This window comes from Paracoccus sp. PARArs4 (genome assembly GCF_947311865.1).
In the GTDB taxonomy this organism is placed as follows: Bacteria; Pseudomonadota; Alphaproteobacteria; order Rhodobacterales; family Rhodobacteraceae; genus Paracoccus; species Paracoccus zeaxanthinifaciens.
In genome coordinates, this window is sequence record NZ_CAMZMW010000002.1 from 134,377 (window position 1) to 160,162 (window position 25,786).

A 25,786-nucleotide genomic window follows, 5' to 3' on the forward strand; every position below is an offset into this window, starting at 1 on the left:
GGCGGTGGCTGGCTAAGGATTGGGACGTGTTACCAGCAAAGGCCGAGATGTCCCAGCCGTCCGACAGCACCAAGGCACGTCCCCGTCGTCGCAGCCGCGGCTTTCAGGCGGCGTCGCTGCTGCTGACGCAGCGGGTGCAGAAGGCCGCCGAAGGGCGCGGATTCGCGGTGTCGCGCCTGCTGACCAACTGGCCCGAGATCGCGGGCCCCCAGTTGGCCGCCGTAACGCGGCCCGTGCGCATCAGCCATTCGCGCGGGGCCTTCGGTGCGACGTTGACGCTGCTGACGACCGGCCCCATGGCCCCGATGGTGGAAATGCAGCTGCCGCAACTGCGCGACAGGGTGAACGCCTGCTATGGCTACAACGCCGTGCAGCGGATCAGCCTGACCCAGACCGCCGCGACCGGCTTCGCCGAGGGGCAGGCCAGCTTCGCGGGGGCGCCCAAGGCCGCACCCGTGCCCCCCTCGCCCGAGGCTGAACGCGCGGCGACGCGCGCGGCCCAGGGGTTCGAGGACCCGACATTGGCCGCCGCGATCCAGCGGCTTGCCCTCAACATTGCCACACGCAAGACCTGAAAGGATCCGTCCCATGTTTCTTCGTTCCGCCGCGACCGCCTTCGCGCTGAGCCTTGCCGTCCCCGCCGCCGCGCAAGAGGCCGAGACCCTTCCCGATGTCGTGCTGGGCGACGCTGACGCGCCCGTCACCGTGATCGAATATGCCAGCTTCACCTGCGGGCATTGCGCCAATTTCCACGAGAACGTCTTTCCGGACCTGAAGGCCGAATATATCGACACCGGCAAGGTCAAGTTCGTCCAGCGCGACATCTATTTCGACCAGCCGGGCCTGTGGGCCGGGGTGCTGGCGCGCTGCACCGGCGACGAGAAATTCTATCCCGTGGCGGACATGCTCTTCGACGAGCAGTCGGAATGGCTCTCGGGCGGTTCGGGCGACGAGATCGCGGCCCAGCTGCGCCGCATCGGCCTGAAGGCCGGCATGACCGAGGAACAGATGACCGCCTGCTGGAACGACACCGCCAAGGTCGAACAGCTGATCGCCACCTTCCAGGCGAACGCCACCGCCGATGGCATCGACGCGACGCCCACCTTCGTCATCGAGGGCGAGAAGGTGGCCAACCAGCCGTGGGAGGACCTGAAGGAGGTCATCGACGCCAAGCTGGAAGCGGCCGAGTAAGCGGCACTTCGCGACCGTCGCCGTCCGGTGAACACGAAATGTTGAACTTCGTGCCCGGACGGCGCAACCTGTCCCCCAAGCGGCGTGCCGCATTCAGCAAGGGACAGGTTCAATGATTCAGGAATTCAAGACATTCATCCAGCGCGGCAACGTGATCGATCTTGCCGTCGGCATCATCATCGGCGCGGCCTTCACCGCGATCGTCAACTCGCTCGTGGCCGACCTGATCAACCCGATCATCGGCCTGGCCACCGGCGGCGTCGATTTCACGGACAAGTATTTCGTCCTGTCGGGCGACGTGCCCGAAGGTGTCAGCCTGGAGGTTGCGCGCGAATCCGGGGCGGCGATCTTTGCCTATGGGTCGTTCGTGATGGCGGTGATCAACTTCCTCATCATCGCGTGGGTCGTCTTCATGCTGGTCAAGGCCGTCAACCACATGAAGCCCAAGGAAGAAGCCAAGGAAGAGGCCCCCGCCGGCCCCAGCCAGGAAGAGCTTCTGGCCCAGATCCGCGATCTGCTGGCCGATCGCAGCCCGACCGTCTGACGATACGGCCCCGGCATCGCGCCGGGGCCCTTGCCGTCACAGGCCCAGCAGGACCTCGGGGGTGACGGCGTCCAGGCTCAGCGCCTCGCCCACCGGGGGCGAGGTCAGCTGCCCTTCATGCACCGACAGCCCCGCGCGCAGATGCGCATCCTCGGTGACGGCCCTGCGCCAGCCCTTGTCCGCCAGTGCCAGCAGATGCGGCATGGTCGCGTTCGACAGCGCCTGGGTCGAACTGCGCGCGACCGCGCCCGGCATGTTCGCCACGCAGTAATGCACGATGCCGTCCACCTCGTAGATCGGGTCCTGATGCGTCGTGGCCTTCGAGGTCTCGAAGCAGCCGCCCTGGTCGATGGCCACATCCACGAGGACCGACCCCTGCGGCATGGTGGACAGCTGTTCGCGGCTGACAAGCTTCGGGGCCGCCGCGCCCGGGATCAGCACCGCGCCGATCACCATGTCCGCGCTGCGGATTAGCTCTGCCGTCGCGGCGGCGCTGGCGAATTGCGTCGTCAGGCGCCCCATGAACACGTCGTCCAGATAGGACAGCCGCGGGATGGAGCGGTCCAGCACGGTCACGTTCGCGCCCATGCCGACCGCGACCCGCGCGGCCGCCGTTCCCACGACCCCGCCGCCGATCACCACGACATTCGCCGGACGCACGCCCGGCACGCCGCCCATCAGCACGCCGCGCCCGCCATTGGCCTTCTGCAGCGCCCATGACCCGACCTGCGGGGCAAGCCGGCCCGCGACCTCGGACATGGGGGCCAGCAGGGGCAGGCCGCCCCGCGCATCCGTCACGGTCTCGTAGGCGATGGCGGTGACGCCCGATGCCAGCAGGTCGCGCGTCTGGTCGGGATCGGGCGCAAGGTGCAGATAGGTGAACAGCACCTGCCCCTTGCGCAGCATCTTGCGTTCGGCGGCCTGCGGTTCCTTGACCTTGATCACCAGTTCCGCCCAGTCGAACAGGCTGGCCGCGTCCGGGGCGATCCTTGCGCCCGCGGCGGCATAATCGTCGTCGTCATATCCCGCGCCCAAGCCCGCGCCGGTCTCGACCATGACCTCGTGGCCGCGTCCGATGGCCTCGGTCGCGGCGGCGGGTGTCAGGCCCACGCGGAATTCCTGCGGCTTGATCTCTTTTGGGCATCCGATCTTCATCGCGCTCCTCCCAGAATGCTTGATGTTTCGATGATGCCAGCCGAACGCGCGAAGGTGCTGCGAAGATGCAGGCCGCGCTTGGGCGGGCGGTGCAGAAAGCGCTGGCGCGGGCGCATGTTTTCGAAGAATCTGCGGCCATGCAGGACCTTGACGCAATAGACCGCCGTATCCTTGGCCTTCTTCAGAAAGAGGGCCGAATCAGCAATGCCGAGCTGGCGCTGCGGGTGCATCTGTCGCCCTCGGCCTGTCACCGCCGCGTGCAGCGGCTGGAAGAGGCGGGCGTCATCTCGGGCTATGTCGCGCTGCTGGACGCACGCGCGCTGCGCCGCCAGACCACGGTCTTCGTCGAGATCACGCTGTCGGGCCAGGCGGACGAGGTTCTGGACGCGTTCGAGCGTGGCGTGGCCCAGATCCCTGACGTGCTCGAATGTCACCTGATGGCGGGGACGGCGGATTACCTGCTGAAGATCGTGGTCGAGGATACCGACGATTTCGCGCGCATCCATCGCCAGCACCTGTCGCGCCTGCCGGGCGTGGCGCAGATGCATTCCAGCTTCGCGCTGCGCACCGTGTTCCGCACTACCGCGATCCCGGTCTGATGCCACTTCTGGTCGCCGCGTGATGGCAATGTGATCGGCATCGACGGAACCCGTATGGCACTGCCGGACGTTGTCGCCGCAATCTGATTGCGGAGAGAAGACATGCTGAACAATCCTCTCAAGACACTGATGACGGGCGTTGCGACCGCGACGCTGCTGGCCACCGGCGCGATCGCGCAGACGGCCGAGATCGACACCCCCGAGGGCCGCACGGTCATTGTCCCCGAGGCCGCGCTGGAGACCTCGCCCTCGGAAGGGTTCGTCGTCGAGAGCGACTATCCCATGCTGGAAAGCGTCGAGAACAACGAACTGATCGCCGAGACGCTGATCGCCCAGGGCTACAGCGACGTGCTGATCAGCCGCGAAGGCCCGATGCTGACGGTCACGGCACAGCGCGCGGGCGTCCCGATCGAGCTGGTCTACAGCACCGCGAACGGTCGCCTCGTCTCGGTCGACGGGGTCGAGACGCGGGCGGATGCGGATCCCAGCTCGGCCAATAACGACACGATGCAGCCGGGCCTGACCGAAGGCACGCCGGATGATGAAAGCGCCGACGATGCGGTGACGGATGGTGCGACCGATGACTCGATGACCGATGACGCGGACGCGACCCCCGACGCGGGCGACATGGGCGACACGACCGAGGGCACCGATGCCACGGATGGTGGCGATGCGGGCGATACCGGCAGCGATACGGGCAGCCAGGACGGCTCGGACGCCGATGGCGGTAGTGATTCCGGTGGCGACACCGGCAGCGATGCGGGCGGCGAATCGGACAGCGGCTCGGACAGCGGATCGGACGGTGGGTCCGATGGCGGTTCGGACGGCGGTTCGGATGGGGGCGACAGCAACAGCTGATCCCGTCCCTGCAAAAGGAAAGGCCCCGCGACATGGCGTCGCGGGGCCTTTTTCAACGCGGGCTCGCGTCGTCTTACAGTGCGCCTTCGCGCTGTGCCTTTTTACGGGCCAGCTTGCGGGCACGACGGACGGCCTCGGCCTTTTCACGGGCTTTCTTGACCGACGGCTTCTCGAAATGCTGCCGAAGCTTCATTTCGCGGAAGACACCTTCGCGCTGAAGTTTCTTCTTCAGAGCACGGAGCGCCTGTTCGACGTTGTTGTCGCGAACATTGACCTGCATGTGGTTGTCACCACCTTCCTAGGTTAGAGTTGATAGAATTGCAGGAAGCGTCCCGATACCAGACGGGCGGCTTCTTGTCCAGACTGGCGGCAGACGAGGCGAATGATGACCCAGACCGACCGCGATGCGCTGCTGGATGCCGCGCTCATCCACGTCCCCTTCGAGGGGATGAACGACGCCGCCCTGCGTGCGGGCGCGCGCGACATCGGCATGGCTGCCGACCTGATCGCGGTGCATTTCCCGCGTGGGGGCGCGGATCTTGCAGCGGCTTATCACCGGCGGGCTGATGCGGCGCTGCGCGACAGGCTGGCGACGGACCCGCCGCAGGGGCGTTTCCGCGACCGCGTGGCCGATTCGGTCTGGGCGCGGCTGGATCTGGTCGATCCCGAACTGGTCAGGGCAGGGGCCGCGACGCTGGCCATGCCGCAGAACGCGGGGCTGGCCGCGCGACTGGTCTGGGAAACCGCCGATGCGATCTGGACGGGGCTCGGCGACAGCTCGGACGATGTGAACTGGTATTCCAAGCGGGCAACGCTGTCGGCGGTGATCTCGGCCACGGTGCTGTTCTGGCTGGGCGACGAATCCGAGGGGCGGGCCGACACGCGCGAATTCCTGAACCGTCGGATCGAAGGCGTGATGCGCTTCGAGGGGGTGAAGGCGAAACTGTCGCGGCTGCCGGGCGTTTCCGCCGTGACGCGCGGTGCCTTCGGCTGGGTCCGTGCGCCGCGCAACCATCCGCTGCCCGGCAAGACCCGCTGAGCCCCGCCAGAAGCCAAGGAGAGAAGATGTTCCCTGACAGCATGACCGCGGTCGAGATCGCGTCCCCCGGCGCGGCCGACCAGCTTCGCGTGACGACGCGTCCGGTGCCCGTGCCGACCCATGACCAGATCCTGATCCGCATCGACCATGCGGGCGTGAACCGTCCCGACGTGCTGCAGCGGGCAGGCGCCTATGATCCGCCCGCGGGCGCATCCGACCTGCCGGGACTGGAATGTTCCGGCGAGATCGTGGCCGTCGGCGCGGGCGTCACGCGCTGGCGCAAGGGCGAGAAGGTCTGTGCGCTTCTGCCCGGCGGCGGCTATGCCGAATATGCCGTCTGCCATGCCGATCACGCGCTGCGCATTCCCGAAGGACTGTCCATGGCCGAGGCCGCGGCCATCCCCGAAACCGCCTTCACCGTCTGGTCGAACGTCGTCCAGCGCGGCGGCCTGACCGGGGGCGAGCGGTTCCTGGTGCATGGCGGCACCTCGGGGATCGGCATGATGGCGATCCAGACGGCGCGCGCACTTGGGGCGCGGGTCTTCGCGACGGCAGGCAGCGATGACAAGTGCCGCGCGATCGAGGCCCTGGGCGCGACGGCGATCAATTACCGCGAACAGGATTTCGTCAAGATCCTGCGCGAGGCGGGCGGCGCGGACCTGATCCTCGACATGGTCGGCGGCAGCTATATCCCGCGCAACATCAAGGCGTTGGCGCAGGACGGGCGGCTGGTGATGATCGCCTTCCTCGAAGGTCCCAAGGTCGATCTGAACTTCGCGCAGATCATGGTGAACCGCCTGACCGTCACCGGCTCGACCCTGCGCCCGCAATCCGATGTCGCCAAGGCCGAGATCGCGGACCAGCTGCGCAAGCAGCTGTGGCCGATGATCGCGGCGGGTTCGGTCGGCGTGACCATCGACAGAGAATTCGCCCTGGCCGATGCCGCCGAGGCCCATCGCCGGATGGAGACGAGCGAGCATATCGGCAAGATCGTCCTGAAGGTCGGCGCTTAACGCACGGCCTCCATCAGGATGCTGGCGCGGCTGCAGTCGCGCCGGACATCCGGGGCGCAGTCGCGGAACTGCAGGTCCTTGGTCATGCAGATCTTCAGCTCGGTCAGGGCACCGTCGCGGCAGGCCACGGTCAGCCCGTCGGGGCCGATATCCGGATTGACCTCCAGGAACGCCTCTTCGACGACGGCGGGGGGCAGGGTGATGTCGCGGCCCAGATCGTCGAACACCTCGGGGATGGTCAGCGATTCGTAGGCCTGCCGTGTCGCGTCATAGTAATCGCGAGAGGACAGCCCCGTGCAGCGCCCGTGCTTCTGCCACTGGTACCAGGCAAGGCCGCCGGACCCCATCACGTCGGCCATCGCCTGGCTTTCGCGCCGGGACGGGTCGCGTTCGCGGGTGTTGCAATATTCCGGCCAGCCATCCTCGTATTGCGGCCAGAGCCCGTGGACGCTGAAATCGCGGCCCGTTCCGCCCCTGCATTCGGGGGCGTCGCGATCGTCGCCGGTGGTCGAACACCATGTCGGCTGCCAGGACACCGCCAGCACGTAGTAATCGAAATCGCCGGCCACGTCTGCCGTGGCGGGAAGGGGCGCGGCAAGGGCCGCAAGCAGGGTCATCATCTTGCGCATGGGAACAGATTAGCCGCACCCGCGCGCCTGTCCATGCCCCATGCCGCGCGAATCCTCTTTTCCCCGGCCCCCGAAAACGCTATATCCCACCGCAATTCCCCCCCGAAAACGAGGAATGGCGCGAGCCGAAAGCCGTTTTTCCGGCCAAGCCCCCCATGTTCGGGACCAAGTTGCGAAGGAGACTGACATGAGCAAGCCGCTGATGGCCAAGGCCACCGCCGTCTGGCTGGTGGACAACACCACGCTCAGCTTCAAGCAGATCGGCGATTTCTGCGGTCTGCACGAGCTGGAGGTTCAGGGCATCGCCGATGGCGACGTGGCCGCGGGCGTGAAGGGTTACGACCCCGTCGCCTCGAACCAGCTGGACGCCGAGGAGATCAAGCGCGCCGAGGGCAGCCCCACCTACAAGCTGCGCCTGAAGCACAACCCCGCCGCCGATGGCGAGGAAAAGCGCCGTGGCCCGCGCTACACCCCGCTGTCCAAGCGCCAGGACCGTCCGAACGCGATCCTGTGGCTGGTCAAGTTCCACCCGGAACTGGCCGACGCGCAGATCGCCAAGCTGGTCGGCACCACCAAGCCCACGATCAACTCGATCCGCGAGCGCACGCACTGGAACATCCAGAACATGCAGCCGATCGACCCGGTCGCGCTTGGCCTGTGCCGCCAGACCGAACTGGACGCGGCCGTGCAGAAGGCCGCCAAGAAGGGCGGCGCGGAAGGCGGCGTGATGTCGGATGACGAACGTCGCAAGCTGGTCAGCACCGAGACCTCGCTGTCGATGACGGACGAGCCGCGCCTGCCCAGCTCGATCGCGGGCCTCGAGAACTTCTCGCTCAGCCGCGACGAGGACGAGAAGCCCGAGCCCGAGATCGACGCGGACAGCTTCTTCAACCTGCCCGACAGCTCGGATGACGACGAGGACGAGGATCGCTGATCCCGTCCCCGACCGCGAAGAAACGAAAAGGCCGGCGGTGACGCCGGCCTTTCCCGTTCGTGTCGTGGCATGTGCCGCTCAGGTGCGTCCGCGGACGGCCCGCGCAATGAAGATCAGGATGCACGCGCCCACGAAGCCCGCCAGCAGGTAGCCCAGGCTGAAGCTGGCCCCCGCCGCATAGAGGCCCAGAACCGAGCCGAAGATGAAATTGAACAGGACCGCGCCGATGATCCCCAGAAGGATGTTCATCAACAGGCCCATGTCGGACTTCATGAATTTCTCGGCAAGCCATCCTGCGATGCCGCCCACGATGATTGCTGCAAGCCAGCCCATATCAGCCTCCTAGTGTGATGTCGCGGGCTGGAAGCGCCCGCGACCGCTGCAGGGTGAACGTGGGTCGCGGGCAGGGGTTCCGCAGCTGTCGATCAGACCGACAGGCAGATGTATTTCATCTCCAGATAGTCATCCAGGCCGTGATGGCTGCCCTCGCGGCCCAGGCCCGACTGCTTGACGCCGCCGAAGGGCGCCACCTCGGTCGAGATGATCCCCGTGTTCACGCCGACGATGCCGTATTCCAGCCCCTCCTGGACGCGGGTGATGCGGCCCACGTCGCGGGCATAGAAATAGGATGCCAGCCCGAAGATCGTGGCATTCGCGGCTTCGACGGCCTCGTCCTCGGTCTCGAAGCGGAACAGCGGGGCCAGCGGGCCGAAGGTTTCCTCGGTGGCGACCTTCATGTCCGAGGTGACGCCCGTGACGACCGTCGGCTCGAAGAACAGCCCGTCCTTGGCCTTGCCGCCGGTCAGGACCTGCCCGCCATTCTCGGTCACGTCGCGGATATGTTCCTGCACCTTGCCGACGGCGTCCTCGTTGATCAGGGGGCCGGTGGTGGTTCCGTCCTCCAGCCCGTCACCGACCTTCAGCTTGGACACGGCAGCGGCCAGCTTCTCGGCGAAGGCGTCATAGACCCCGGATTGGACATAGATGCGGTTCGCGCAGACGCAGGTCTGGCCGTTGTTGCGGAATTTCGAGGCCATCGCGCCCTCGACCGCGGCATCCAGATCGGCGTCGTCGAAGACGATGAAGGGCGCGTTGCCGCCCAGTTCCATGCTGCATTTCATCACCTGGTCGGCGGCCTGGCGCAGCAGGATGCGCCCCACCTCGGTCGAGCCGGTGAAGGTCAGCTTGCGGACCTTGTGGTTCTCGCAGAATTCCTTGCCGATATCGCTGCTGCGGGTCGAGGGGATGACCGACAGGATGCCCTTGGGCAGGCCCGCGCGTTCGCCCAGGACCGCCATCGCCAGCGCCGACAGGGGCGTTTCGGCGGCAGGGCGCGCGACGAAGCCGCAGCCCACGGCCAGCGCGGGACCGGCCTTGCGCGCGATCATCGCGTTCGGGAAGTTCCACGGCGTGATGGAGCCCACGACCCCGATCGGCTGGCGGATCACGCTGATGCGCTTGTCGGGCTGGTGGCCGGGGATCGTCTCGCCATAGACGCGCTTGGCCTCTTCGCCGAACCACTCGATGAAGCTGGCGCCATAGGCGATCTCGCCCTTGGCCTCGGCCAGCGGCTTGCCCTGTTCGGCGGTCAGGATGGTGCCGAGGTCGTCCTGGGCCTCGATCATCAGGTCGTACCACTTGCGCATGACCTGCGCGCGTTTCTTGGCGGTGCGGGCGGCCCAGCCGTTCATCGCGGCCTCGGCGGCGTCGATGGCGCGGGCGCATTCGGCGCGCGACACGTCCGCCACATGCGCGATCACGTCGCCCCGCGCGGGGTTCGTGACCTCGAAGGTCGCGCCGTCATCGGCATCGACCCATTCGCCCGCCACGAAGGCGCGTGTCTCCAGCAGCGAGGGGTCGCGCAGCAGGGATTTCAGATCGGTGGATTGCTTGGTCATGGTCGCTCCTTCGGGGACGTGGCGTCACCTGAGCACGGCGCCGGTCGCTTGTCAAAACTGGGTTCGGGTTCCGTGCCCAAGGGAAAATCTTAAGTGATGGACCCGTGTGGAACGCGGAGGTCGGGCGGAATGTTTCCTGCCCATTCCGGCCCCGCCAAGGGCCGCTTGGACAAGGATGAACGCGATGATGACGAAGATCATGACGACCAGTGCCGTGGCCCTGCTGGGCCTGTCGGGTGCCGCATTCGCGCAGGCGACCACCGCGACCGCCGCTACCGATCTGAACGTGCGCCAAGGGCCCGGCGTACAACACGAGGTGATCGGCTCGATCCCCGCGGGCGACGAGGTGAACGTCGTCGGCTGCATCGACAGCGCCAACTGGTGCGAGGTCAATTCCGACACGATCGACGGCTGGGCCTATGGCGATTACCTGAACGTCACCGCAGGCGACGAGATCGTCAGCCTCTATCCGAACCGGCAGGATATCGGCGTGACGGTGATCGAGGCCCCGGCCCAGCCCGACAACAGCGGCCAGAACACCGCCGTCGGCGGCGTCGGCGGCGCGGCGATGGGCGCGCTGATCGGCGGTCCGGTCGGTGCGGTGGCAGGTGCCGCGATCGGTGGCGGCGCGGGTGCCGCGGCCAGCGTGGAACCCGAGGCCGAGGTCACGACCTATGTCACCTCGAACAGCGTCGATCCGGTCTATCTGGAGGGCGAGGTCGTCGTCGGGGCGGGCGTCCCCGAGACGGTGAACATCTACGACATCCCCGAGGCACCGGAATATCGCTATGCCCAGATCAACGGGCAGACGGTTCTTGTGGATCCAAACGACCGCCAGATCGTTTACATCTATCGCTAAGCTGTCCCTCTTGGCGATCTCTGATGGGGCGGTGCGTCATGTGCGCACCGCCTTTTCCTTATGCGAAGCGGGTTTGCCAGGCTGGTTGCAGGTCGCCGGGCAGGGCGGTCGCGGCATGGACCCCCCGCGCGATGGCGCGCGCAAGCACGCAGGCCGCGGCATGGGACAGCGCATAGGCATCGGCCAGCGGATCGCCCACAGGCACGCGCCCGGTCGAGGCCGCGAAGACCAGGTCCCCGTCCAGCGGCGTATGGCTGGGCACCAGCGCGCGGGCCATGCCGTCATGCGCGACCGTCGCCATCCGGGTCAGGCCCGCCTTGTCCAGCGCCATGTCGGTCGCGACGATGGCGATGGTCGTGGCCTCGCCCATGCGCTTCGCCGGAGGCGGTTCGTGTGCTGCGGGAAAGTCGCGGGGCAGGCCCATGCCGCCGAATTCGCCGTCCAGTTCCCACGGCGCCGCCCAGAACTGCCGCCCGTCGCCCACCGTCGCGGACCCGAGCGCGTTGACCGCCACCAGCGCGCCCACCGTCGCGCCGTTTTCCAGGACCGCGCTGGCGGATCCCAGGCCCCCGCGCAGGTTGCCCGTCATCGCGCCATATCCCGCACCCGCCGTGCCCAGGTCGAAGCGCGTATCCGCCGCCCGCCATGCCTGCGCCCCAAGCGCGGGATAGGGGTTGGCATCCCAGTCCTTGTCGCCCCCGTTGATCAGGTCGAACAGGATCGCCCCCGGCACGATGGGCACACGGGCAGGGCCGATGGCAAAGCCGCGCCCCGCCGCGCGCGCGGCCTCCATCACGCCGTCGCAGGCCGCCAGCCCGAAGGCCGAGCCGCCCGACAGGACCAGCGCATCGACGGCGGGGACCAGCTTGTCGGGGGCCAGAAGCTCGGTCTCTCGCGATCCGGGGGCGCCGCCCATGACGTGGACGGCGGCGGCGAAGGGCGCATCTGCGGTCAGCACGCTGACGCCCGATTTCAGCGCGTGATCATGCGCCTGCCCGACCTTCAGGCCCGCGACGTCGGTGATCAGGTTCAGGGGGCCGGGTCTCATCTGCGTTCCTTCGTGAATGCGATCTGCCTGACCCGCACATGGCGCAGCGATTCGACCATCAGCGCGGTCATCAGCCCGAAGCTGAGCAGCCCGTTCGCCGCCGCCAGCCCGCCCAGGATGCGCCATTCGCGCGGCATCAGCACGTCACCGTAGCCAAGGGTCGTGAAGCTCACCAGCGTGAAGTACATCGCCTCCTCGAAGCCCGCGAAGATGCCCAGAAGATGGAACGCCACCGCCCAGAGCCAGACCGAAATGGTCACCATCGCAAGCACGGCAAGGCTGGACGCGCCGACGATCAGGATCAGCTTGGGCCGATGGGGCGCGCGCAGCAGCCAACCCTCGTAGCGGGCATAGGCCCATTCCAGAAGCCACATCCACAGGCCCGCGATGGCGATGCTGCCCAGCATCAGCATCGAGCCCAACGCGATCTGTCCCGTCATGACCGCCCTCCCGATCCGCAACAGCGCGGCGCATCTTTACAGGACCCGCGCGCGCACCTATCTGACATCGTCATGGCCAAGGAACCGGAAAACAAGAACTACAAGGTGATCGCCGAGAACCGGCGCGCACGCTTCGACTATTTCATCGAGAGCGATCTCGAGGTGGGCATCGTGCTGACCGGCTCCGAGGTGAAGTCCCTTCGCACGGGGCAGTCGAACATCGCCGAAAGCTATGCCAGCATCGAGGATGGCGAATTGTGGCTGATCAACGGCTATATCGCCACGCTGCTGAATGCGGGCGTCTTCGGGCATGACGAACGCCGCAGGCGCAAGCTGCTGGTCAATCGCCGCGAACTGGCCCGCCTGTGGCAGGCCGTCGGCCGCGAGGGGATGACCCTCGTGCCGCTGGTCATGTATTTCAACCACAAGGGCCTGGTGAAGCTGAAGATCGGCGTCGCCAAGGGCAAGAAGGTCGCCGACAAGCGCGAAACCAGCGCCAAGCGCGACTGGAACCGCCAGAAACAGCGCCTGCTCAAGCAGGGCTGACGCGGCTGCGCCATTGCGCCCCCGCGCCGCGGTCTGTAAGTCAGGACTGCATCAGCGAAGGGGGGCACATGCAGGACGACCCGAGGACGCTTGTCTCGACCGATTGGCTGGCCGCCCATCTGGGCGACCCCGACCTTCGCATCATCGATGCCAGCTGGCACATGCCCGCATCGGGGCGCGATGCGCGTGCCGAATATGACGGCGCCCACATCACCGGCGCGCGGTTCTTCGACATCGACGCGATCAGCGATCGCCGCAGCGCGCTGCCCCACATGGCCCCCCCGCCCGAGATGTTCATCAGCCGCATGCGCGCGATGGGCGTGGGCGACGGGCACCAGGTGGTCATCTACGACAATTCCGACGTGCACAGCGCCGCCCGCGTCTGGTGGACCTTCCGCCTGATGGGCAAGAAGGACGTGGCCGTCCTGGATGGCGGCCTGCCCAAATGGCTGGCCGAGGGGCGCCCGACCGAGGACATGCCCCCCGTCATGCGCGACCGCCACATCACGGTGCAGCGGCAGGCCGGGCTGGTGCGCGACGTGACGCAGGTCGCATCGGCCTCGAAGCTGCGCGACCACGAGATCATCGACGCCCGCGCCCCCGGGCGTTTCCGCGGCGAGGCGGACGAGCCGCGCCCCGGCATGCGCAGCGGCCATATTCCCGGATCGCGGAACCTGCCCTTCGCGCGGCTGTTGAACGACGACGGAACCATGAAGGACGAGGGCGCCCTGCGCGCCGCCTTCGAGGATGCGGGCGTGGACCTGTCCAAGCCCGCGATCACCACCTGCGGCAGCGGCGTGACCGCCGCGATCCTGTCGCTGGCGCTGGAGCGGATCGGCCATCGCAACCATTCGCTCTATGACGGCAGCTGGTCCGAATGGGGCAGCTTCGCCGACCTGAACATCGCAACCGGAGACGCCTGAGATGCTGTCCAACCTCAAACCGCAAGCCGCCGACAAGATCCTGATGCTGATCGAGGAATACAAGGCCGACACCCGACAGGGCAAGGTCGACCTGGGCGTCGGCGTCTACAAGGACCCGCAGGGCGTCACCCCGGTCATGCGCGCCGTCAAGGCCGCCGAGAGCCGCATCTGGGAAACCCAGACCACCAAGACCTATACCGGTCTGGCGGGCGAACCCGAATACCGCGCCGCCATGGCCCGCCTGGTTCTGGACGAGGTTCCGACCGACCGCCTGGCATCGGTTGCCACGGTCGGCGGCACGGGTGCCGTGCGCCAGGCGCTGGAACTGGCCCGCATGGCGAACCCGGACCTGACGGTGCATGTCTCGGACCCGACCTGGCCGAACCACCTGTCGATCATGAAGTTCATGGGCCTGCCCTTCGTCGAATACCGCTATTTCGACAATGACAGCCGCGGCGTCGATTTCGACGCCATGAAGGAAGACATCGCGCGCGCCAAGAAGGGCGACGTGGTGCTGCTGCACGGCTGCTGCCACAACCCGACCGGCGCGAACCTGACCATGGACCAGTGGGCCGAGGTCGTGGCGATCCTGGAGAAGACCGGGGCCATCCCGCTGATCGACCTTGCCTATCAGGGCTTCGGCGACGGTCTGGACGCCGATGCGCAGGCCACGCGTCTTGTCGCCCGCAGCCTGCCCGAGGTGCTGATCGCGGCATCCTGCAGCAAGAATTTCGGCATCTATCGCGAACGCACCGGCATCCTGATGGCGCTGGCCGAGAACGGCGCGGCGCGCGACCTGGCGCAGGGCTCGATGGCCTATCTGAACCGCCAGACCTACAGCTTCCCGCCCGATCATGGCGCGCGGATCGTTTCGACCATCCTCGACGATCAGGCGCTGCGGGCCGACTGGCAGGCCGAACTGGAAGAGGTGCGCAACACCATGCTGGGTCTGCGCGATCAGCTGGCATCCGAACTGCGCGACCTTTCGGGCAGCGACCGCTTCGACTTCATCGCGCGCCATCGCGGGATGTTCTCGCGGCTGGGCGCCTCGCAGGAACAGGTCGAGACGATGAAGCGCGAGGCCGGCATCTACATGGTGGGCGATTCGCGCCTGAACATCGCGGGCCTGAACAGCGACACCGTGCCGGTCCTGGCGCGCGCGATCATCGACGCCGGCGTCTGAACGCCTGTGACGCGAATGTCGAAAGGGGGGTGCCGCGGCGCCCCCCTTTTTTCATGGCTCAGCGCGTGGCCAGCCGCTGTTCGATATAGTCGCGCAGCTCCTCGACCTCGGAGCGGCTGTCGCGCAGGCCCTCCATCGCGGCGCGCAGCTCGGCCTCGGCCCCGGCGACGCGGGATGCCAGCACGGCCTCGCGTTCCTCCAGCAGGGCGATGGCCGCGTCGCGCTCTTCCTCGGCCTCGTGCAGGGACTGGGCCATGCGGTCCAGGTCGGACATGTCGGCCTGCGCGGGGCGGGTGAAGCGATGGACCAGCCAACTGCAGAGCCAGCCCAGAAGAAAGGCCCCGAACAGGATGATGGCGGTTACGGCGATGAATTCGGATCGGTTCATTCGGCAGGGGTCTCGTCGGTCGGTTCCGCATCCGCCCGGTCCGAGACGCTTGCAGGGCGCGCGCCGGGGCGCGGCGTGTCCTCGTCCGGGGTCAGCACCGGCACCCTAATGTTTTCCTCGCGTTCGTCCAGCGTCTCGAACTCTTCGCTGACGCCGACGGTCATGGGGACCATGCCCGCCGCCTCGGAGGCATGGGGCAGCTGGGGGCCCTGCATCTGCGGGGGCATCATGCCGTGGCGGGGCAGGTCGGGGCCGAAGACGGGCGGCAGCTGCGGTCCCTGCATCGCGGCATCGTCCGCAGGCGCATCGTCGGGTTCGTCGGGCGCCGAGGTCACGCCCGAGATGGTGACGGGCGGTTCCAGCGCGTCGGTCTGCACGGGGCGCGGGGTCAGTAGGCGGAACTCGATCCGGCGGTTCGCCTCGCGGCCGGCCTCGGTCTCGTTCGTGTCGATGGGCTGGCTTTCGCCATAGCCGCGAGAAGTCATATTGGCGGTGTTGATCCCGGCATCCGACATGGCCTGCACGATGGCCTGCGCGCGGCCCCGCGACAGTTCGGCGTTGAAGCCCTCGGACCCCTGGCTGTCGGTATGCCCGCCCGCCTCGATCTGGAAGTCGGCGCAATCGGCCATCACGTCCGACAGCAGCGCCAGCGTGGAGGCGGGATCGCCCGCGATGGTGGACTTGCTTGGCTCGAAGCCGATCTCGCTCTCGCTCATGATGCGGTTCAGCTGGGCCACGCATTCCTCGCCGTCGGGCAGGCCCAGTGCCGGGTCAAGCCTGCGGTCATAGCGGATGGCCAGCTGATAGCGCGCACCCGCGCCCAGCCTTCGCGACAGGATGGCGGCGGCGCGATCGGTCGCGCTCGGGTCGCCGGACATGCCGGTCAGCGCGACCATGTCGGGGGTGACGCGGGTGCTGCCCGATTCCAGCGCGTCCATCGCCTCGAGCGCGGCGATCACGCGGACGGTCCAGCCGCCCGGCACGGTCTCGTCGTCGCGAAGGCCGCTTTCGGCGATGTCGAAGCGGCTGGCGGCGAAGCTGGAGACGGCCTGCCGCATCTGTTCGTCGGCCATGCGGCCACGCATCGACAGCGTGCCCTGGTCGGTCAGGGTCGCCAGGAACTCGATCGGGGCGGCGGCGCGCGGCTCGGCCTGTTCCAGCGTCGCATCCAGCGAGAAGACGGCGGGCAGGCGCTGTTCCAGCCGCGCGACCGCCTGCTCGAACAGGGCGGGGTCCACGCCCGCGGGCGCGACCAGCGCGACATCGGCATCCGACAGCGTGACATCGCCCTGTCCGAGGGCTGCGACCGTCTCGATCGCGGCGGCGGCGGCCTCGCCCCATTCCGGGGTGGGCGCACCCAGCCCCAGGGTGCAGTTCGCAGGCCCCGCAAGACCCGCCTTGCGCGCGGCATCGGTGATCAGCGTGCGCGCATCCTCGGTCTCGGCGGCGCAGGCGTCGAAGCGCGGGCCGGTGCCGTCCATGACATAGCGCAGCGTGAAGGGCGCGATGACCGGGCGCGGGGCCGAGATGGTGGCGTCCAGCGTCACGCCCTGCGGTCGCGCGCGCTGCAGCGCGGTCTCCATCCGGCCCTTGTCCTGGCGGCTGTCGGCAAGCGCCGCGACCGCGACCTTGCCCGGCGCGATCGAGATCTTGGCCTGGGGCGCAAGGCGCGCGGCCTCGATCCCGAAGCGCAGCGCGGCGTCCCAGCCGTCGGGCACCGGATAGTCCGCGCTCTCCAGAAGGTCGGTGACCGGCAGGCCGCCCGTCTCCAGACCCGCCAGCAGCGAGGCACGGTCCAGCGCGGCGGGCACCAGCCCGATCAGCGACAGGCCCTGGTCGTTGCGAAGCAGCTCGATCTCGAATTCGGGGGGGCTGAGCGCGTCGATGGCGGCGACGGTCATGTCGTCGATGACGCGGCTGGCATCCACCGCGGTCGAGGCGTCGGTCATCGCGCGGAAGCGGTCCACCTCGGTCGGGGCGGTGCCGGTCAGGCGCACCTGCAGCCCGTCGGTGGTGACGTCGGCCCAGTCGTGGCCGGACAGCTGCAGCGCGCGGGTCACGTCCTGGGCCGAGCGTTTCTCGATGAAGCTGGAAGCGGCCTCGGCCCCCGCCCATGCAAGCCCCCCGGCCGCCCCCAGCAGCAGGACGGTGGCCATAGAGGTCGATATGCGGGATCGCTTGCGCGCCATTGCTCAGCCTTGACTTGTTTCCAGCGTCGAACCGATAGCCACGCGAACCCCGTCACGCAATCATGCGAGGCCCGCCACGGCAAGAAACAGCGCAAGGATCAGCCCCGCATCGCGGTTGGAGCGGAACAGGCGCAGGCAGGTATCGCCCTGATCCGGCTGGAATTTGCGAAGCTGCCAGCCCAGGTGCAGGCCAAAACCCGCGACGCCCGCCCAGGCAATCAACAGATTGCGACCGGGCAGCGCGGTGGCCAACATCAGCACCAGGACCGCGCTCAGGGCGAATCCCGCAAGGATGCGCGGGCTTTTGTCGCCGAACAGCCGCGCGGTGGATTTCACCCCGATCAGGGCGTCGTCCTCGGCGTCCTGGTGGGCATAGATGGTGTCGTAGAAGATCGTCCAGGCGATGGCCGCCACCCATGCCACGACAGGGGCCGCATCGACACGGCCCGCATGTGCGGCATAGGCCAGCATGACGCCCCAGTTGAAGGCCAGCCCCAGGAAGATCTGCGGCCACCAGGTGAAGCGTTTCGCGAAGGGATAGATCGCGACCAGCGCCAGCGAGGCGACGCCCATCCAGATCGCCGCCTGCCCCAGGGTCAGCAGGATCGCCAGCCCGATCAGCCCTTGCGCGATCAGCCAGCCATAGGCGCCCCTCAGCGTGACCTGTCCGCTTGGCAGCGGACGCGACCGCGTGCGCGCGACCTGCGCGTCGATCCGGCGGTCGGTGATGTCGTTCCAGGTGCAGCCCGCGCCCCGCATGACGAAGGCGCCGATGGTGCAGGCCAGCGCGATCCACGCATCGAACCAGCGCGGCCCGTCGGCCATCATCGCCAGCCCGATCCCCCACCAGCAGGGCAGCAGCAGCAGCCATGTCCCGATGGGCCGGTCCGCGCGGCTGAGCCGCAACCAGGGGCGCGACCATGGCGGGGCGATCTCATCGACCCAGTTTCCCTTCGGCGCGTCGACGACCGCGTCTGGTCTTTCCGTGCTGCTTTGCATAGCGTCTGCCCATCATGGCGAAGATACGATTGTTCATAGATCACCCCCTTGCCGCGGGACAACCCGTCCCGCTGGATCAGGGTCAGGCGCATTACCTGTCGGGCGTCATGCGCCAGCGCGAAGGGGCCGAGGTCGCCGTCTTCAACGGGCGCGACGGCGAATGGACCGCGCGCATCGACCGGCTGGCCAAGCGCGAGGGCACGCTGATGCCCGTCGCGCAATCGGCCCCGCAGCAGGACCCACCCGACCTGTGGCTGGTCTTCGCGCCGATCAAGAAGGCCCGCACCGACTTCATCGTCGAGAAGGCCGCCGAGATGGGCGCCGCCCGCATCATGCCGGTCCAGACCGATCACACCAATTCCGAACGCATCCGGCAGGACCGGCTTCAGGCCCATGCCGTCGAGGCCGCCGAGCAATGCGGCGGCACCTTCGTCCCCGAGGTGACCGACCTCCAGCCCCTGCAGCGCATGCTGTCGGACTGGGATCCGTCGCGGCGCATCCTCTGGGCCGACGAATCGCGCGTGGGGGTGGCCGAGACGCTGGCGGGCCTGCCGGCGGGCCCCTGGGCCATCCTGATCGGCCCCGAAGGCGGGTTCTCGGGGAACGAGCGTCGGCAGCTGGCGGATCTTGCGCACGTCGTTCCGGTCAGCCTGGGGCCGCGCATCCTGCGCGCCGACACGGCAGCGGTGGCCGCGATGGCCCTGTGGCAGGCGGCGCTTGGGGACTGGGGCGGGGGCTGATCGGTCGGTTCGCCGATCCTTCATGACAAAATGATGGCCGATCCGTCATTTTCGCCTGCAAAAACTGCATGGCGGGGTTGAGGCTTTGACGCCTACTGTTTTCGGACTGCCCGAAATATATCCCCGGCATCCGCAACATTGCCCCAGGAAGGGGCAGTCTGAAAACAGGTGATACAGATGGCGACGATCGAAACGAACCGCAGCATGACCGCTGGCGTGGCTGGCTGGGGCGTGGGCAATGTCGTCGCGTCGATTGTCTCGGCCTTTGTCGGCTGGCGCGAAACCCGCCAGACCCGCAAGGAGCTGAGCCGCCTGTCCGACCGCGAGCTGGACGATATCGGCCTGTCCCGCGGCGACATCGAGCGCATTGCACGCGGCCACTGAGCCCATCGACCCGACGGATGAACGAAACCCCCGGCAGGATTGCGCGGGGGTTTTTTCATGTCCGGCGATACGGTGAGGGCCTTCAGCGGCCCATCACCAGCGTGGACCATTCCACCAGGTCGTCGCGGCGGATCAGTGCAAAGCCCGCAGCCTCGTAGGCGGCGACGACCTCGTCGGCCTGCGTGGTCAGGATGCCCGACATGACGATGCGCCCGCCTTCGGCCACATGTTTCGCCATGTCGCCAGACAGATCGATCAGCGGCTGCTTCAGGATGTTGGCAAGCACCAGGTCATAGGGCGCGGCCTCGTGCAGGGTCGGGTGATCGAAGCCCGCGGCCTCCAGGCAGACGACGCGACCGTCCAGCCCGTTCGCGATCACGTTCGCCGCGGCGGTGTCCACGGCGACCGGGTCGATGTCGCTGGCAAGCACGGTCACCGGCCAGACACGCGCGGCGCCCATGGCCAGAACGGCGGTGCCGCAGCCGATATCGGCGATGCGGTGCGGCGCGAACCCGTCATTCGCCAGCCGGTCCACGGCCTCGAGGCAGCCCTTGGTGGTGTTGTGGTGACCGGTGCCGAAGGCCATAGCGGCCTCGATGCACAGGGCCTCGACGCCTTCGGGGACGTTCTCGGCGTCGTGGCTGCCATGGACGTAGAAGCGCCCCGCGCTGACCGGTGTCAGTTCGCGGCGCACATGGGCCACCCAGTCCACCTCGGGCAGTTCCGACACGACGAAGGGGTTGGCCCCATGCGCCGCCGCCAGCAGCGCCAGCGAGATCTCGTCCGGGGTCTCGGTGAAATAGGCACCGACCTCCCACCGGTCGGACCCGTCCTCGATCTCGAAGACGCCGGTGCCGACGGGTTCGGGGGTCAGGTCCTCGCAGGCCTCGGCCAGCGCCTCGGCGGCCTCGCGGCCCTTGGTGTGGGTCAGTGCGGTATAGGTGGGCATCAGATCGCGTCCGGGTTGGGAAGGCTTGCCTCTACTCCGGTGCCCTTGAGCCCGCAATAACCTTCGGGGTTCTTGTGCAGATACTGCTGATGGGCCTCGTGGGCGGGCCAGAAGGGGCCGGCATCGACGATCTGCGTGGTGATGGCACCGAAGCCCTGCACGGCAAGGCGGTTGTCGAAATCGACCTTCGCGGCCTCGGCGGCGGCGCGCTGGTGATCGCTGAAGGTCATGATCAGGCTGCGATACTGGGGGCCCACGTCGTTGCCCTGCCGGTCGCCCTGCGTCGGGTCGTGGTTTTCCCAGAACAGCTGCAGCAGGTGGTCATAGCTGATCAGCGCCGGGTCAAAGACGATGCGCACGACCTCGGCATGGCCGGTATCGCCGCGCTTGACCTGGTCATAGGTCGGGTTCTGGACGTCACCGCCGGCAAAGCCGACCTCGGTCAGCCAGACGCCTTCCTGCTTCCAGAACAGCCGCTCGACCCCCCAGTAGCAGCCCATGCCGAAGATCGCCTGTTCGTGGCCGGCGGGCGGGTTGGCGCCAAGGGGGCGGTGGAATATCGCGTGTTCGGTCATGGATCTGCCTGTTCGTGCTGTTTTCGGTCCGGAACGCATGGGGCGGGGTCGCGGTTCAGCCGCGCGGATGGGCGGCACGATAGACCGCCATCAGCCGGGCGTCATCCACCCCGGTATAGACCTGCGTGGTCGACAGGCTGGAATGGCCCAGCAATTCCTGGATGGTGCGCAGATCGCCGCCTTCGGCCAGCAGATGCGTGGCGAAGCTGTGGCGCATCGCGTGGGGCGTGGCGCTGGCGGGCAGCCCGAGCGAGGCGCGCGCATCCCGCATCACCTTGGACACCGCCGCATGGGACAGCGCGCCGCCGCGCACGGCGCGGAACAGCGGCAGGTCGGGCGCCACCTGCCACGGGCACAGCCGCACGTATTCCGCGACGGCCTGCTGCGTCACCGGAAGGATCGGCACGCGGCGTTCCTTGTTGCCCTTGCCGCGGATCGTCAGCGCATCGCCCATGGGCCAGTCGCGCCCGGTCATGGCCAGCACCTCGCCCACGCGCAGGCCGGACCCCCACATCAGCGTCAGCACGGCGGTGTCGCGCGCGGCGATCCAGTCCACCTCGTGCAGCGACGCGCGGTCCAGCGTGGCCTGGGCCTGTTCGGGCGTCAGCGGGCGGGGCAGGGATCGCGCGTATTTCGGGCTGCGGGCCGACAGCGCGGGGGACAGGTCCATCTCCTCTCGGTCCGAGATCCAGCGCAGGAAGCTGCGCACCGCCGACTGCCTGCGCGCCAGCGACCGCGCCCCCAGGCCCCGCGCCCGTTCCGAGGCCGCGAAGGCGCGCATGTCCGATTGCGTCAGGCGTTCCAGCGCGCGGGGCGCCGGAGCCTCGCCCCAATGGCTGCCGATGAACTGCAAGAAGGTCAGCAGGTCGCCGCGATAGGCGGTGATGGTATGGTCCGAGCGGTCGCGGGTCGAGGCCTCGGTTTCCAGCCAGCGTTTCAGCGCGTCGCTGGTCGCGGGCGACAGCGCGAGGGGCTGGCCGGTCATGCCCGCAGCCGGTCCAGCAGGACCAGCCGGAAGACCTGCGCGAAGAACCGCAGCAAGTCGGTGCCATGGGCGGGCTGGAACCGCGAGGGGTCGGCGCTGCCCATCAGGATCAGCGCGGGCGGACGGCCCTGGCCCAGGTCCAGCGGAATCAGCGCCTCGGAGGCGACGCGGCGGCCATGGGCGGGTTCGGTGACGATGGCGGCGCGGCGCAGCTGGATATCCTCGCCCCGCGGCGCGCGTCGGCCCGCGGCCAGGGCCAGCTCGACCGCGCCTTCGGGCAGGACGATCACATCCTCGGGCATGCGGGGCAGGCCGGGGCCGTGTTCGACCAGCAGGCGCAGCGTCTCGATGCGCAGAAGGGGGGCGATGTGGGATTGCAGCGCGCCGACAAGATCGGACAGGTCGGTGCATTCCAGCAGGCCCAGCACGGCGCGATGCACGACCGCGGTGCCGGACTGGTTGTCATAGGCGGCGGCGATGACGGTCTCGTGCGCGGATTCCAGGCGGTCCAGCCGGGATTCCAGCGCCTCCATGGCGCGGCCTCGGATGTCAATGACGTTGTCGCCCAGATCGGCCTCTCGGGCGTCGACCAGGGCGCGCATCAGGTCGCGGTCGGACAGGATGGCCTCGGGGCTGGCGATCAGCTTCGCCTTCGTTTCCGGATCCAGCCCTGCCTCCATCGCGGCCCCCTTGCGCCTGTGTCGCCCGGCCCCGTCATGCGGGGCGCGGGCCGTGTTCGCGAAGGCTCAGACGATCTTCTGACCGGTCTGCGCCCAGTCGGCATTGAACTGTGCCAGACCCTTGTCGGTCAAGACGTGGTTCGCCATCGCCTTGATGACGGCGGGGGGCGCGGTGATCACGTCCGCGCCGATCTTGGCGGCATCGGTGATGTGGCTGACGCTGCGGATCGAGGCCGCGAGGATCTCGGTCTCGAAGCCGTAATTGTCATAGATCTCGCGGATGTCGGCGATCAGGTCCATGCCGTCCAGGTTGATGTCGTCCAGGCGGCCGATGAACGGGCTGATGAAGGTCGCGCCCGCCTTGGCGGCCAGCAGCGCCTGCGCCGCGCTGAAGCACAGCGTGACGTTGACCATGTGGCCTTCGTCCGACAGCACGCGGCAGGCCTTCAGGCCGTCCCAGGTCAGCGGGACCTTGACGGTGATGTTCTCGGCGATCTTGGCAAGGTGACGGCCTTCGCGGATCATGTCCTCGGCCTTCTCGGCGACGACCTCGGCGCTGACGGGGCCGTCGACCAGATCGCAGATCTCCTTGGTGACTTCCGCGATGTCGCGGCCCGATTTCAGGATCAGCGACGGGTTCGTGGTGACGCCGTCCACCATGCCCAGATCGTTGAGTTCCTTGATGGCGGCGACATCGGCGGTATCGACGAAGAATTTCATGACCTGCTCCCTCAGATGCGGTTCGGCATGGTGATAGCGCAGAAGCATCCCGCCCGAAAGGGTCGGGATGGTCTTGTCAGCCGACCCCGTGCGGGTATTCATGCAGGTGCAATGTCGAAGCTTCCCGAATTCCTTCCGCCACGCGCGCGCATCGCGGTCCTGACGACCGAACCGGTGGGGGTGCTGGATTACCTTGCCCCGGACGAAGGCGTGCGCTTGGGCGCGCTGGTCCTCGTGCCGCTCGGGCCGCGCCGGACGCTCGGGGTGGTGTGGGGCCCGGGCATGGGCGATTTCGACCTGGCCAAGCTGCGGCAGGTCGTGCGGGTGCTGGACGCCCAGCCCTTCGATCCGGGATTCCTGGAATTCCTGACCCGCGCCGCCGATTACACCCTGACGCCGCCGCCCCTGATGCTGCGCATGGCGACGCGCGCGCCCGACCTGGACCAGCCGCCCGCGGCGCGGCGCGTGATCGTGCCGGGCGATGCGCAGCCGCAGCGCATGACCGAGGCCCGAACCCGCGTGATGCAGGTCGTGGCCGATCACGGAGGGGCCAGCTTCGCGCCGTCCGAACTGGCGCAGCTGGCGGGCGTGGGCACGTCGGTGGTCAAGGGGCTGGTGGCCCAGGGCGCGCTTGCGGAAATCGAGGCCCCGCGCGATCTGCCCTATCCGCGGCTGGACCCCGACCTTCCGGGCAAGGAACTGGGCGCCGACCAGCAGGTCGCGGCGGACGATCTGTGCGCTCGCATCCGGGCGGGCGGATACGGCACGACCCTGCTGCGCGGCGTCACCGGATCCGGCAAGACCGAGGTCTACCTCGAGGCCGTGGCCGAGACCCTGCGCGCCGGTCGGCAGGCGCTGGTCCTGCTGCCCGAGATCGCGCTGTCATCCGAATTCCTCGACCGGGTCGAGGCCCGCTTCGGCGCGCGCCCCGGCGAATGGCACAGCGGCATCACCCGCACCGAACGCAGGCGCCTGTGGCACATGGCCGGCCGAGGAGAGGTCGGGCTGGTCGTCGGCGCCAGATCGGCGCTGTTCCTGCCCTTCCGCGACCTTGGCCTGATCGTCGTCGACGAGGAACATGACGGCAGCTACAAGCAGGAGGATGTCGTCTTCTACAGCGCCCGCGACATGGCGGTGCTGCGCGCGTCAATGAACAAGGCGCAGGTGGTGCTGGCCTCGGCGACGCCAAGCCTGGAAAGCTGGGTGAACGCGGGGGCGGGCAAATACGCCCGACTGGACCTGCGGTCGCGATACGGCGCGGCCGAGCTGCCCGACATGGCCGCGATCGACCTGCGCTCCGAGGCGATGGAGCAGGGGCGCTGGATCTCGCCCACGCTGGCCCGCGCGGTCGAGGAGCGGCTGGCAAAGGGGGAGCAGTCGCTGCTGTTCCTCAACCGGCGCGGCTTCGCGCCCGTCACCGTCTGCCGTGCCTGCGGCGAACAGATCGGCTGCCACCAATGCGATGCACGCATGGTGGAACATCGCTTCCAGAACCGCCTCGTCTGCCACCAATGCGGCGAGACCCGCCCCATCCCCCCCGCATGCCCGTCCTGCGGGGTCGAGGGCAAGCTGGCCCCCGTCGGCCCCGGCGTGGAACGCATCGCCGAAGAGGTCGCCGCCCGCTTTCCCGATGCGCGGGCCGAGATCCTGTCCTCGGACCTGTTCCAGTCGGCCCGCGCGCTGAAGGAAAGCATCGCGCGCATCTCGGACGGGGCTGCCGACATCATCATCGGCACGCAGATCGTGGCCAAGGGGCACAATTTCCCGAAGCTGACGCTGGTCGGCGTGATCGACGCGGATCTGGGGCTGCAGGGGGCCGACCTGCGCGCGGCGGAACGCAGCTTTCAGCTGATGCGGCAGGTCGCGGGCCGTGCCGGACGGCAATCGGGGGCCGCGCCGGGGGTGGCGCTGCTGCAGACCCACCAGCCCGATCACGCCGTGATCCGCGCGATCCTGTCGGGCCAGGACGAGACCTTCTGGGATGCCGAGGCCGCGGGCCGCCAGGCGGCGGGCATGCCGCCCTTCGCAAGGCTGGCGGGGATCATCCTGTCCCATCCCGACCAGGCGGCCGTCGCGGATTTCGCGCGGCACCTGGCGGAACGCGCGCTGCCCCTGGGGCAGATCGGCGCCGATCTGTGGGGGCCCGCGCCCGCGCCCATCGCCCGCGTGCGGGGCCGGTTCCGCATGCGCATGCTGATCCGCGCGCCGCGACAGGCCCCGTTGCAGCAGGCCATCGCGGATTGGCTGGAGGGGATCAAGCTGCCGACGAACATGCGCCTGTCGGTCGATATCGACCCGCAGAGCTTTCTGTGACTATT

The 25,786-nt window shown here is 68.2% G+C and carries 31 protein-coding genes; 15 read left to right on the top strand and 16 right to left on the bottom strand.

Annotated features, from left to right (window positions below):
* Window positions 1–47 precede the first annotated feature (47 nt).
* The 3 genes from QMZ16_RS02135 (at window position 48) to mscL (ending at window position 1,735) form a co-directional block, all read left to right on the top strand.
* Entirely contained in the window at window positions 48–575 is a 528-nt protein-coding gene (locus tag QMZ16_RS02135; protein ID WP_022705919.1) for a DUF721 domain-containing protein, read from the top strand.
* 13 nt (window positions 576–588) lie between these two features.
* Window positions 589–1,191 carry a DsbA family protein gene (locus QMZ16_RS02140; protein ID WP_282601940.1) on the top strand — a complete coding sequence of 201 codons (603 nt, stop codon included), beginning with the start codon at window positions 589–591 and terminating at the stop codon, window positions 1,189–1,191.
* Window positions 1,192–1,303: 112 nt separating this feature from the next.
* Window positions 1,304–1,735 (top strand): large conductance mechanosensitive channel protein MscL, encoded by a 432-nt coding sequence (gene mscL / locus QMZ16_RS02145; protein WP_022705918.1) that lies wholly within the window; start codon window positions 1,304–1,306, stop codon window positions 1,733–1,735.
* A 36-nt stretch (window positions 1,736–1,771) separates the two neighbouring features.
* Here mscL and ald read toward each other — a convergent pair whose 3' ends face one another.
* Window positions 1,772–2,890, bottom strand: a complete 1,119-nt coding sequence (gene ald, locus QMZ16_RS02150) for an alanine dehydrogenase (protein ID WP_282601941.1) — start codon at window positions 2,888–2,890, stop codon at window positions 1,772–1,774.
* Entirely contained in the window at window positions 2,887–3,120 is a 234-nt protein-coding gene (locus QMZ16_RS02155) for a hypothetical protein (RefSeq protein ID WP_282602053.1), read from the bottom strand. The genes ald and QMZ16_RS02155 overlap by 4 nt, the downstream gene beginning before the upstream one ends.
* Between QMZ16_RS02155 and QMZ16_RS02160 the strand changes: the two genes are divergently transcribed.
* Window positions 3,028–3,489, top strand: a complete 462-nt coding sequence (locus tag QMZ16_RS02160; protein ID WP_028725467.1) for an Lrp/AsnC family transcriptional regulator — start codon at window positions 3,028–3,030, stop codon at window positions 3,487–3,489. The genes QMZ16_RS02155 and QMZ16_RS02160 overlap by 93 nt on opposite strands.
* A gap of 102 nt (window positions 3,490–3,591) precedes the next feature.
* A complete protein-coding gene (locus QMZ16_RS02165; protein ID WP_282601942.1) occupies window positions 3,592–4,347 on the top strand; it encodes a hypothetical protein in 756 nt (251 codons plus the stop codon).
* Window positions 4,348–4,420: 73 nt separating this feature from the next.
* Here QMZ16_RS02165 and rpsU read toward each other — a convergent pair whose 3' ends face one another.
* Window positions 4,421–4,627 (bottom strand): 30S ribosomal protein S21, encoded by a 207-nt coding sequence (rpsU, locus tag QMZ16_RS02170; RefSeq protein ID WP_022705914.1) that lies wholly within the window; start codon window positions 4,625–4,627, stop codon window positions 4,421–4,423.
* Window positions 4,628–4,732: 105 nt separating this feature from the next.
* On the opposite strand from rpsU, the gene QMZ16_RS02175 reads away from it, so the two are divergent.
* Together QMZ16_RS02175 and QMZ16_RS02180 are read left to right on the top strand one after the other, a co-directional pair.
* A complete protein-coding gene (locus tag QMZ16_RS02175; RefSeq protein WP_282601943.1) occupies window positions 4,733–5,386 on the top strand; it encodes a COQ9 family protein in 654 nt (217 codons plus the stop codon).
* A 26-nt stretch (window positions 5,387–5,412) separates the two neighbouring features.
* A complete protein-coding gene (locus QMZ16_RS02180; RefSeq protein WP_282601944.1) occupies window positions 5,413–6,399 on the top strand; it encodes an NAD(P)H-quinone oxidoreductase in 987 nt (328 codons plus the stop codon).
* On the opposite strand, the gene QMZ16_RS02185 is transcribed toward QMZ16_RS02180, so the two are convergent.
* Complete coding sequence (locus tag QMZ16_RS02185) at window positions 6,396–7,019, bottom strand: ribonuclease T2 (protein WP_348984648.1); 624 nt, start codon at window positions 7,017–7,019, stop codon at window positions 6,396–6,398. The two genes, QMZ16_RS02180 and QMZ16_RS02185, sit on opposite strands and share 4 nt — an antisense overlap.
* A 196-nt stretch (window positions 7,020–7,215) precedes the next feature.
* On the opposite strand from QMZ16_RS02185, the gene QMZ16_RS02190 reads away from it, so the two are divergent.
* A complete protein-coding gene (locus QMZ16_RS02190; RefSeq protein ID WP_022705910.1) occupies window positions 7,216–7,962 on the top strand; it encodes a cell cycle transcriptional regulator TrcR in 747 nt (248 codons plus the stop codon).
* 78 nt (window positions 7,963–8,040) lie between these two features.
* On the opposite strand, the gene QMZ16_RS02195 is transcribed toward QMZ16_RS02190, so the two are convergent.
* Entirely contained in the window at window positions 8,041–8,295 is a 255-nt protein-coding gene (locus QMZ16_RS02195; protein ID WP_022705909.1) for a GlsB/YeaQ/YmgE family stress response membrane protein, read from the bottom strand.
* Between the two features lie 92 nt (window positions 8,296–8,387).
* Window positions 8,388–9,860: an NAD-dependent succinate-semialdehyde dehydrogenase gene (locus QMZ16_RS02200; protein WP_282601946.1), complete on the bottom strand. Its 1,473-nt coding sequence runs from the start codon at window positions 9,858–9,860 to the stop codon at window positions 8,388–8,390.
* 184 nt (window positions 9,861–10,044) lie between these two features.
* Here QMZ16_RS02200 and QMZ16_RS02205 point away from each other — a divergent pair, with 184 nt between their 5' ends.
* Window positions 10,045–10,719, top strand: coding sequence for a DUF1236 domain-containing protein (locus tag QMZ16_RS02205; RefSeq protein WP_282601947.1), 675 nt, complete (start codon window positions 10,045–10,047; stop codon window positions 10,717–10,719).
* 58 nt (window positions 10,720–10,777) lie between these two features.
* Here the strand turns inward: QMZ16_RS02205 and QMZ16_RS02210 are convergent, their stop codons facing one another.
* Window positions 10,778–11,767, bottom strand: coding sequence for a P1 family peptidase (locus tag QMZ16_RS02210; protein ID WP_282601948.1), 990 nt, complete (start codon window positions 11,765–11,767; stop codon window positions 10,778–10,780).
* Entirely contained in the window at window positions 11,764–12,207 is a 444-nt protein-coding gene (locus QMZ16_RS02215) for an ion channel (RefSeq protein ID WP_282601949.1), read from the bottom strand. Before QMZ16_RS02215 ends, QMZ16_RS02210 begins: the two co-directional genes overlap by 4 nt.
* 72 nt (window positions 12,208–12,279) lie before the next feature.
* On the opposite strand from QMZ16_RS02215, the gene smpB reads away from it, so the two are divergent.
* The 3 genes from smpB (at window position 12,280) to QMZ16_RS02230 (ending at window position 14,859) form a co-directional block, all read left to right on the top strand.
* On the top strand, window positions 12,280–12,753 hold the full coding sequence (gene smpB / locus QMZ16_RS02220) for an SsrA-binding protein SmpB (RefSeq protein WP_022705904.1): 474 nt from the start codon (window positions 12,280–12,282) through the stop codon (window positions 12,751–12,753).
* Between the two features lie 68 nt (window positions 12,754–12,821).
* A complete protein-coding gene (gene sseA, locus QMZ16_RS02225; RefSeq protein ID WP_282601950.1) occupies window positions 12,822–13,676 on the top strand; it encodes a 3-mercaptopyruvate sulfurtransferase in 855 nt (284 codons plus the stop codon).
* Between the two features lies 1 nt (window position 13,677).
* Entirely contained in the window at window positions 13,678–14,859 is a 1,182-nt protein-coding gene (locus QMZ16_RS02230; RefSeq protein ID WP_282601951.1) for an amino acid aminotransferase, read from the top strand.
* A 58-nt stretch (window positions 14,860–14,917) separates the two neighbouring features.
* On the opposite strand, the gene QMZ16_RS02235 is transcribed toward QMZ16_RS02230, so the two are convergent.
* Genes QMZ16_RS02235 through ubiA form a run of 3 tightly spaced genes read right to left on the bottom strand, consistent with a single transcriptional unit; the run spans window position 14,918 to window position 18,435 of the window.
* On the bottom strand, window positions 14,918–15,247 hold the full coding sequence (locus QMZ16_RS02235) for a hypothetical protein (RefSeq protein ID WP_022705901.1): 330 nt from the start codon (window positions 15,245–15,247) through the stop codon (window positions 14,918–14,920).
* Window positions 15,244–17,436 (bottom strand): OmpA family protein, encoded by a 2,193-nt coding sequence (locus QMZ16_RS02240; RefSeq protein WP_282601952.1) that lies wholly within the window; start codon window positions 17,434–17,436, stop codon window positions 15,244–15,246. Before QMZ16_RS02240 ends, QMZ16_RS02235 begins: the two co-directional genes overlap by 4 nt.
* Window positions 17,437–17,496: 60 nt before the next feature.
* Window positions 17,497–18,435: a 4-hydroxybenzoate octaprenyltransferase gene (gene ubiA, locus QMZ16_RS02245; protein ID WP_282601953.1), complete on the bottom strand. Its 939-nt coding sequence runs from the start codon at window positions 18,433–18,435 to the stop codon at window positions 17,497–17,499.
* 14 nt (window positions 18,436–18,449) lie between these two features.
* Between ubiA and QMZ16_RS02250 the strand changes: the two genes are divergently transcribed.
* Together QMZ16_RS02250 and QMZ16_RS02255 are read left to right on the top strand one after the other, a co-directional pair.
* Window positions 18,450–19,175: a 16S rRNA (uracil(1498)-N(3))-methyltransferase gene (locus QMZ16_RS02250; RefSeq protein WP_282601954.1), complete on the top strand. Its 726-nt coding sequence runs from the start codon at window positions 18,450–18,452 to the stop codon at window positions 19,173–19,175.
* 177 nt (window positions 19,176–19,352) lie between these two features.
* Window positions 19,353–19,559: a DUF1127 domain-containing protein gene (locus QMZ16_RS02255; protein WP_022705897.1), complete on the top strand. Its 207-nt coding sequence runs from the start codon at window positions 19,353–19,355 to the stop codon at window positions 19,557–19,559.
* A gap of 82 nt (window positions 19,560–19,641) precedes the next feature.
* Here QMZ16_RS02255 and QMZ16_RS02260 read toward each other — a convergent pair whose 3' ends face one another.
* The 5 genes from QMZ16_RS02260 to fsa all read right to left on the bottom strand — a co-directional run bounded on the left by QMZ16_RS02260 (window position 19,642) and on the right by fsa (window position 23,468).
* Window positions 19,642–20,508, bottom strand: a complete 867-nt coding sequence (locus QMZ16_RS02260) for a 50S ribosomal protein L11 methyltransferase (protein WP_022705896.1) — start codon at window positions 20,506–20,508, stop codon at window positions 19,642–19,644.
* Complete coding sequence (msrA, locus tag QMZ16_RS02265) at window positions 20,508–21,083, bottom strand: peptide-methionine (S)-S-oxide reductase MsrA (protein ID WP_282601955.1); 576 nt, start codon at window positions 21,081–21,083, stop codon at window positions 20,508–20,510. Before msrA ends, QMZ16_RS02260 begins: the two co-directional genes overlap by 1 nt.
* 55 nt (window positions 21,084–21,138) lie before the next feature.
* The gene (locus QMZ16_RS02270; protein WP_282601956.1) at window positions 21,139–22,068 is read right to left on the bottom strand and encodes a tyrosine recombinase XerC; all 930 of its coding nucleotides are present in this window, start codon (window positions 22,066–22,068) and stop codon (window positions 21,139–21,141) included.
* Complete coding sequence (locus QMZ16_RS02275; protein ID WP_282601957.1) at window positions 22,065–22,748, bottom strand: DUF484 family protein; 684 nt, start codon at window positions 22,746–22,748, stop codon at window positions 22,065–22,067. The genes QMZ16_RS02270 and QMZ16_RS02275 overlap by 4 nt, the downstream gene beginning before the upstream one ends.
* A gap of 66 nt (window positions 22,749–22,814) precedes the next feature.
* Window positions 22,815–23,468, bottom strand: coding sequence for a fructose-6-phosphate aldolase (gene fsa, locus QMZ16_RS02280; RefSeq protein WP_028725463.1), 654 nt, complete (start codon window positions 23,466–23,468; stop codon window positions 22,815–22,817).
* A gap of 111 nt (window positions 23,469–23,579) precedes the next feature.
* Here fsa and QMZ16_RS02285 point away from each other — a divergent pair, with 111 nt between their 5' ends.
* Window positions 23,580–25,781 (top strand): primosomal protein N', encoded by a 2,202-nt coding sequence (locus tag QMZ16_RS02285; protein WP_282601958.1) that lies wholly within the window; start codon window positions 23,580–23,582, stop codon window positions 25,779–25,781.
* The last annotated feature ends 5 nt before the right edge of the window (window positions 25,782–25,786 follow it).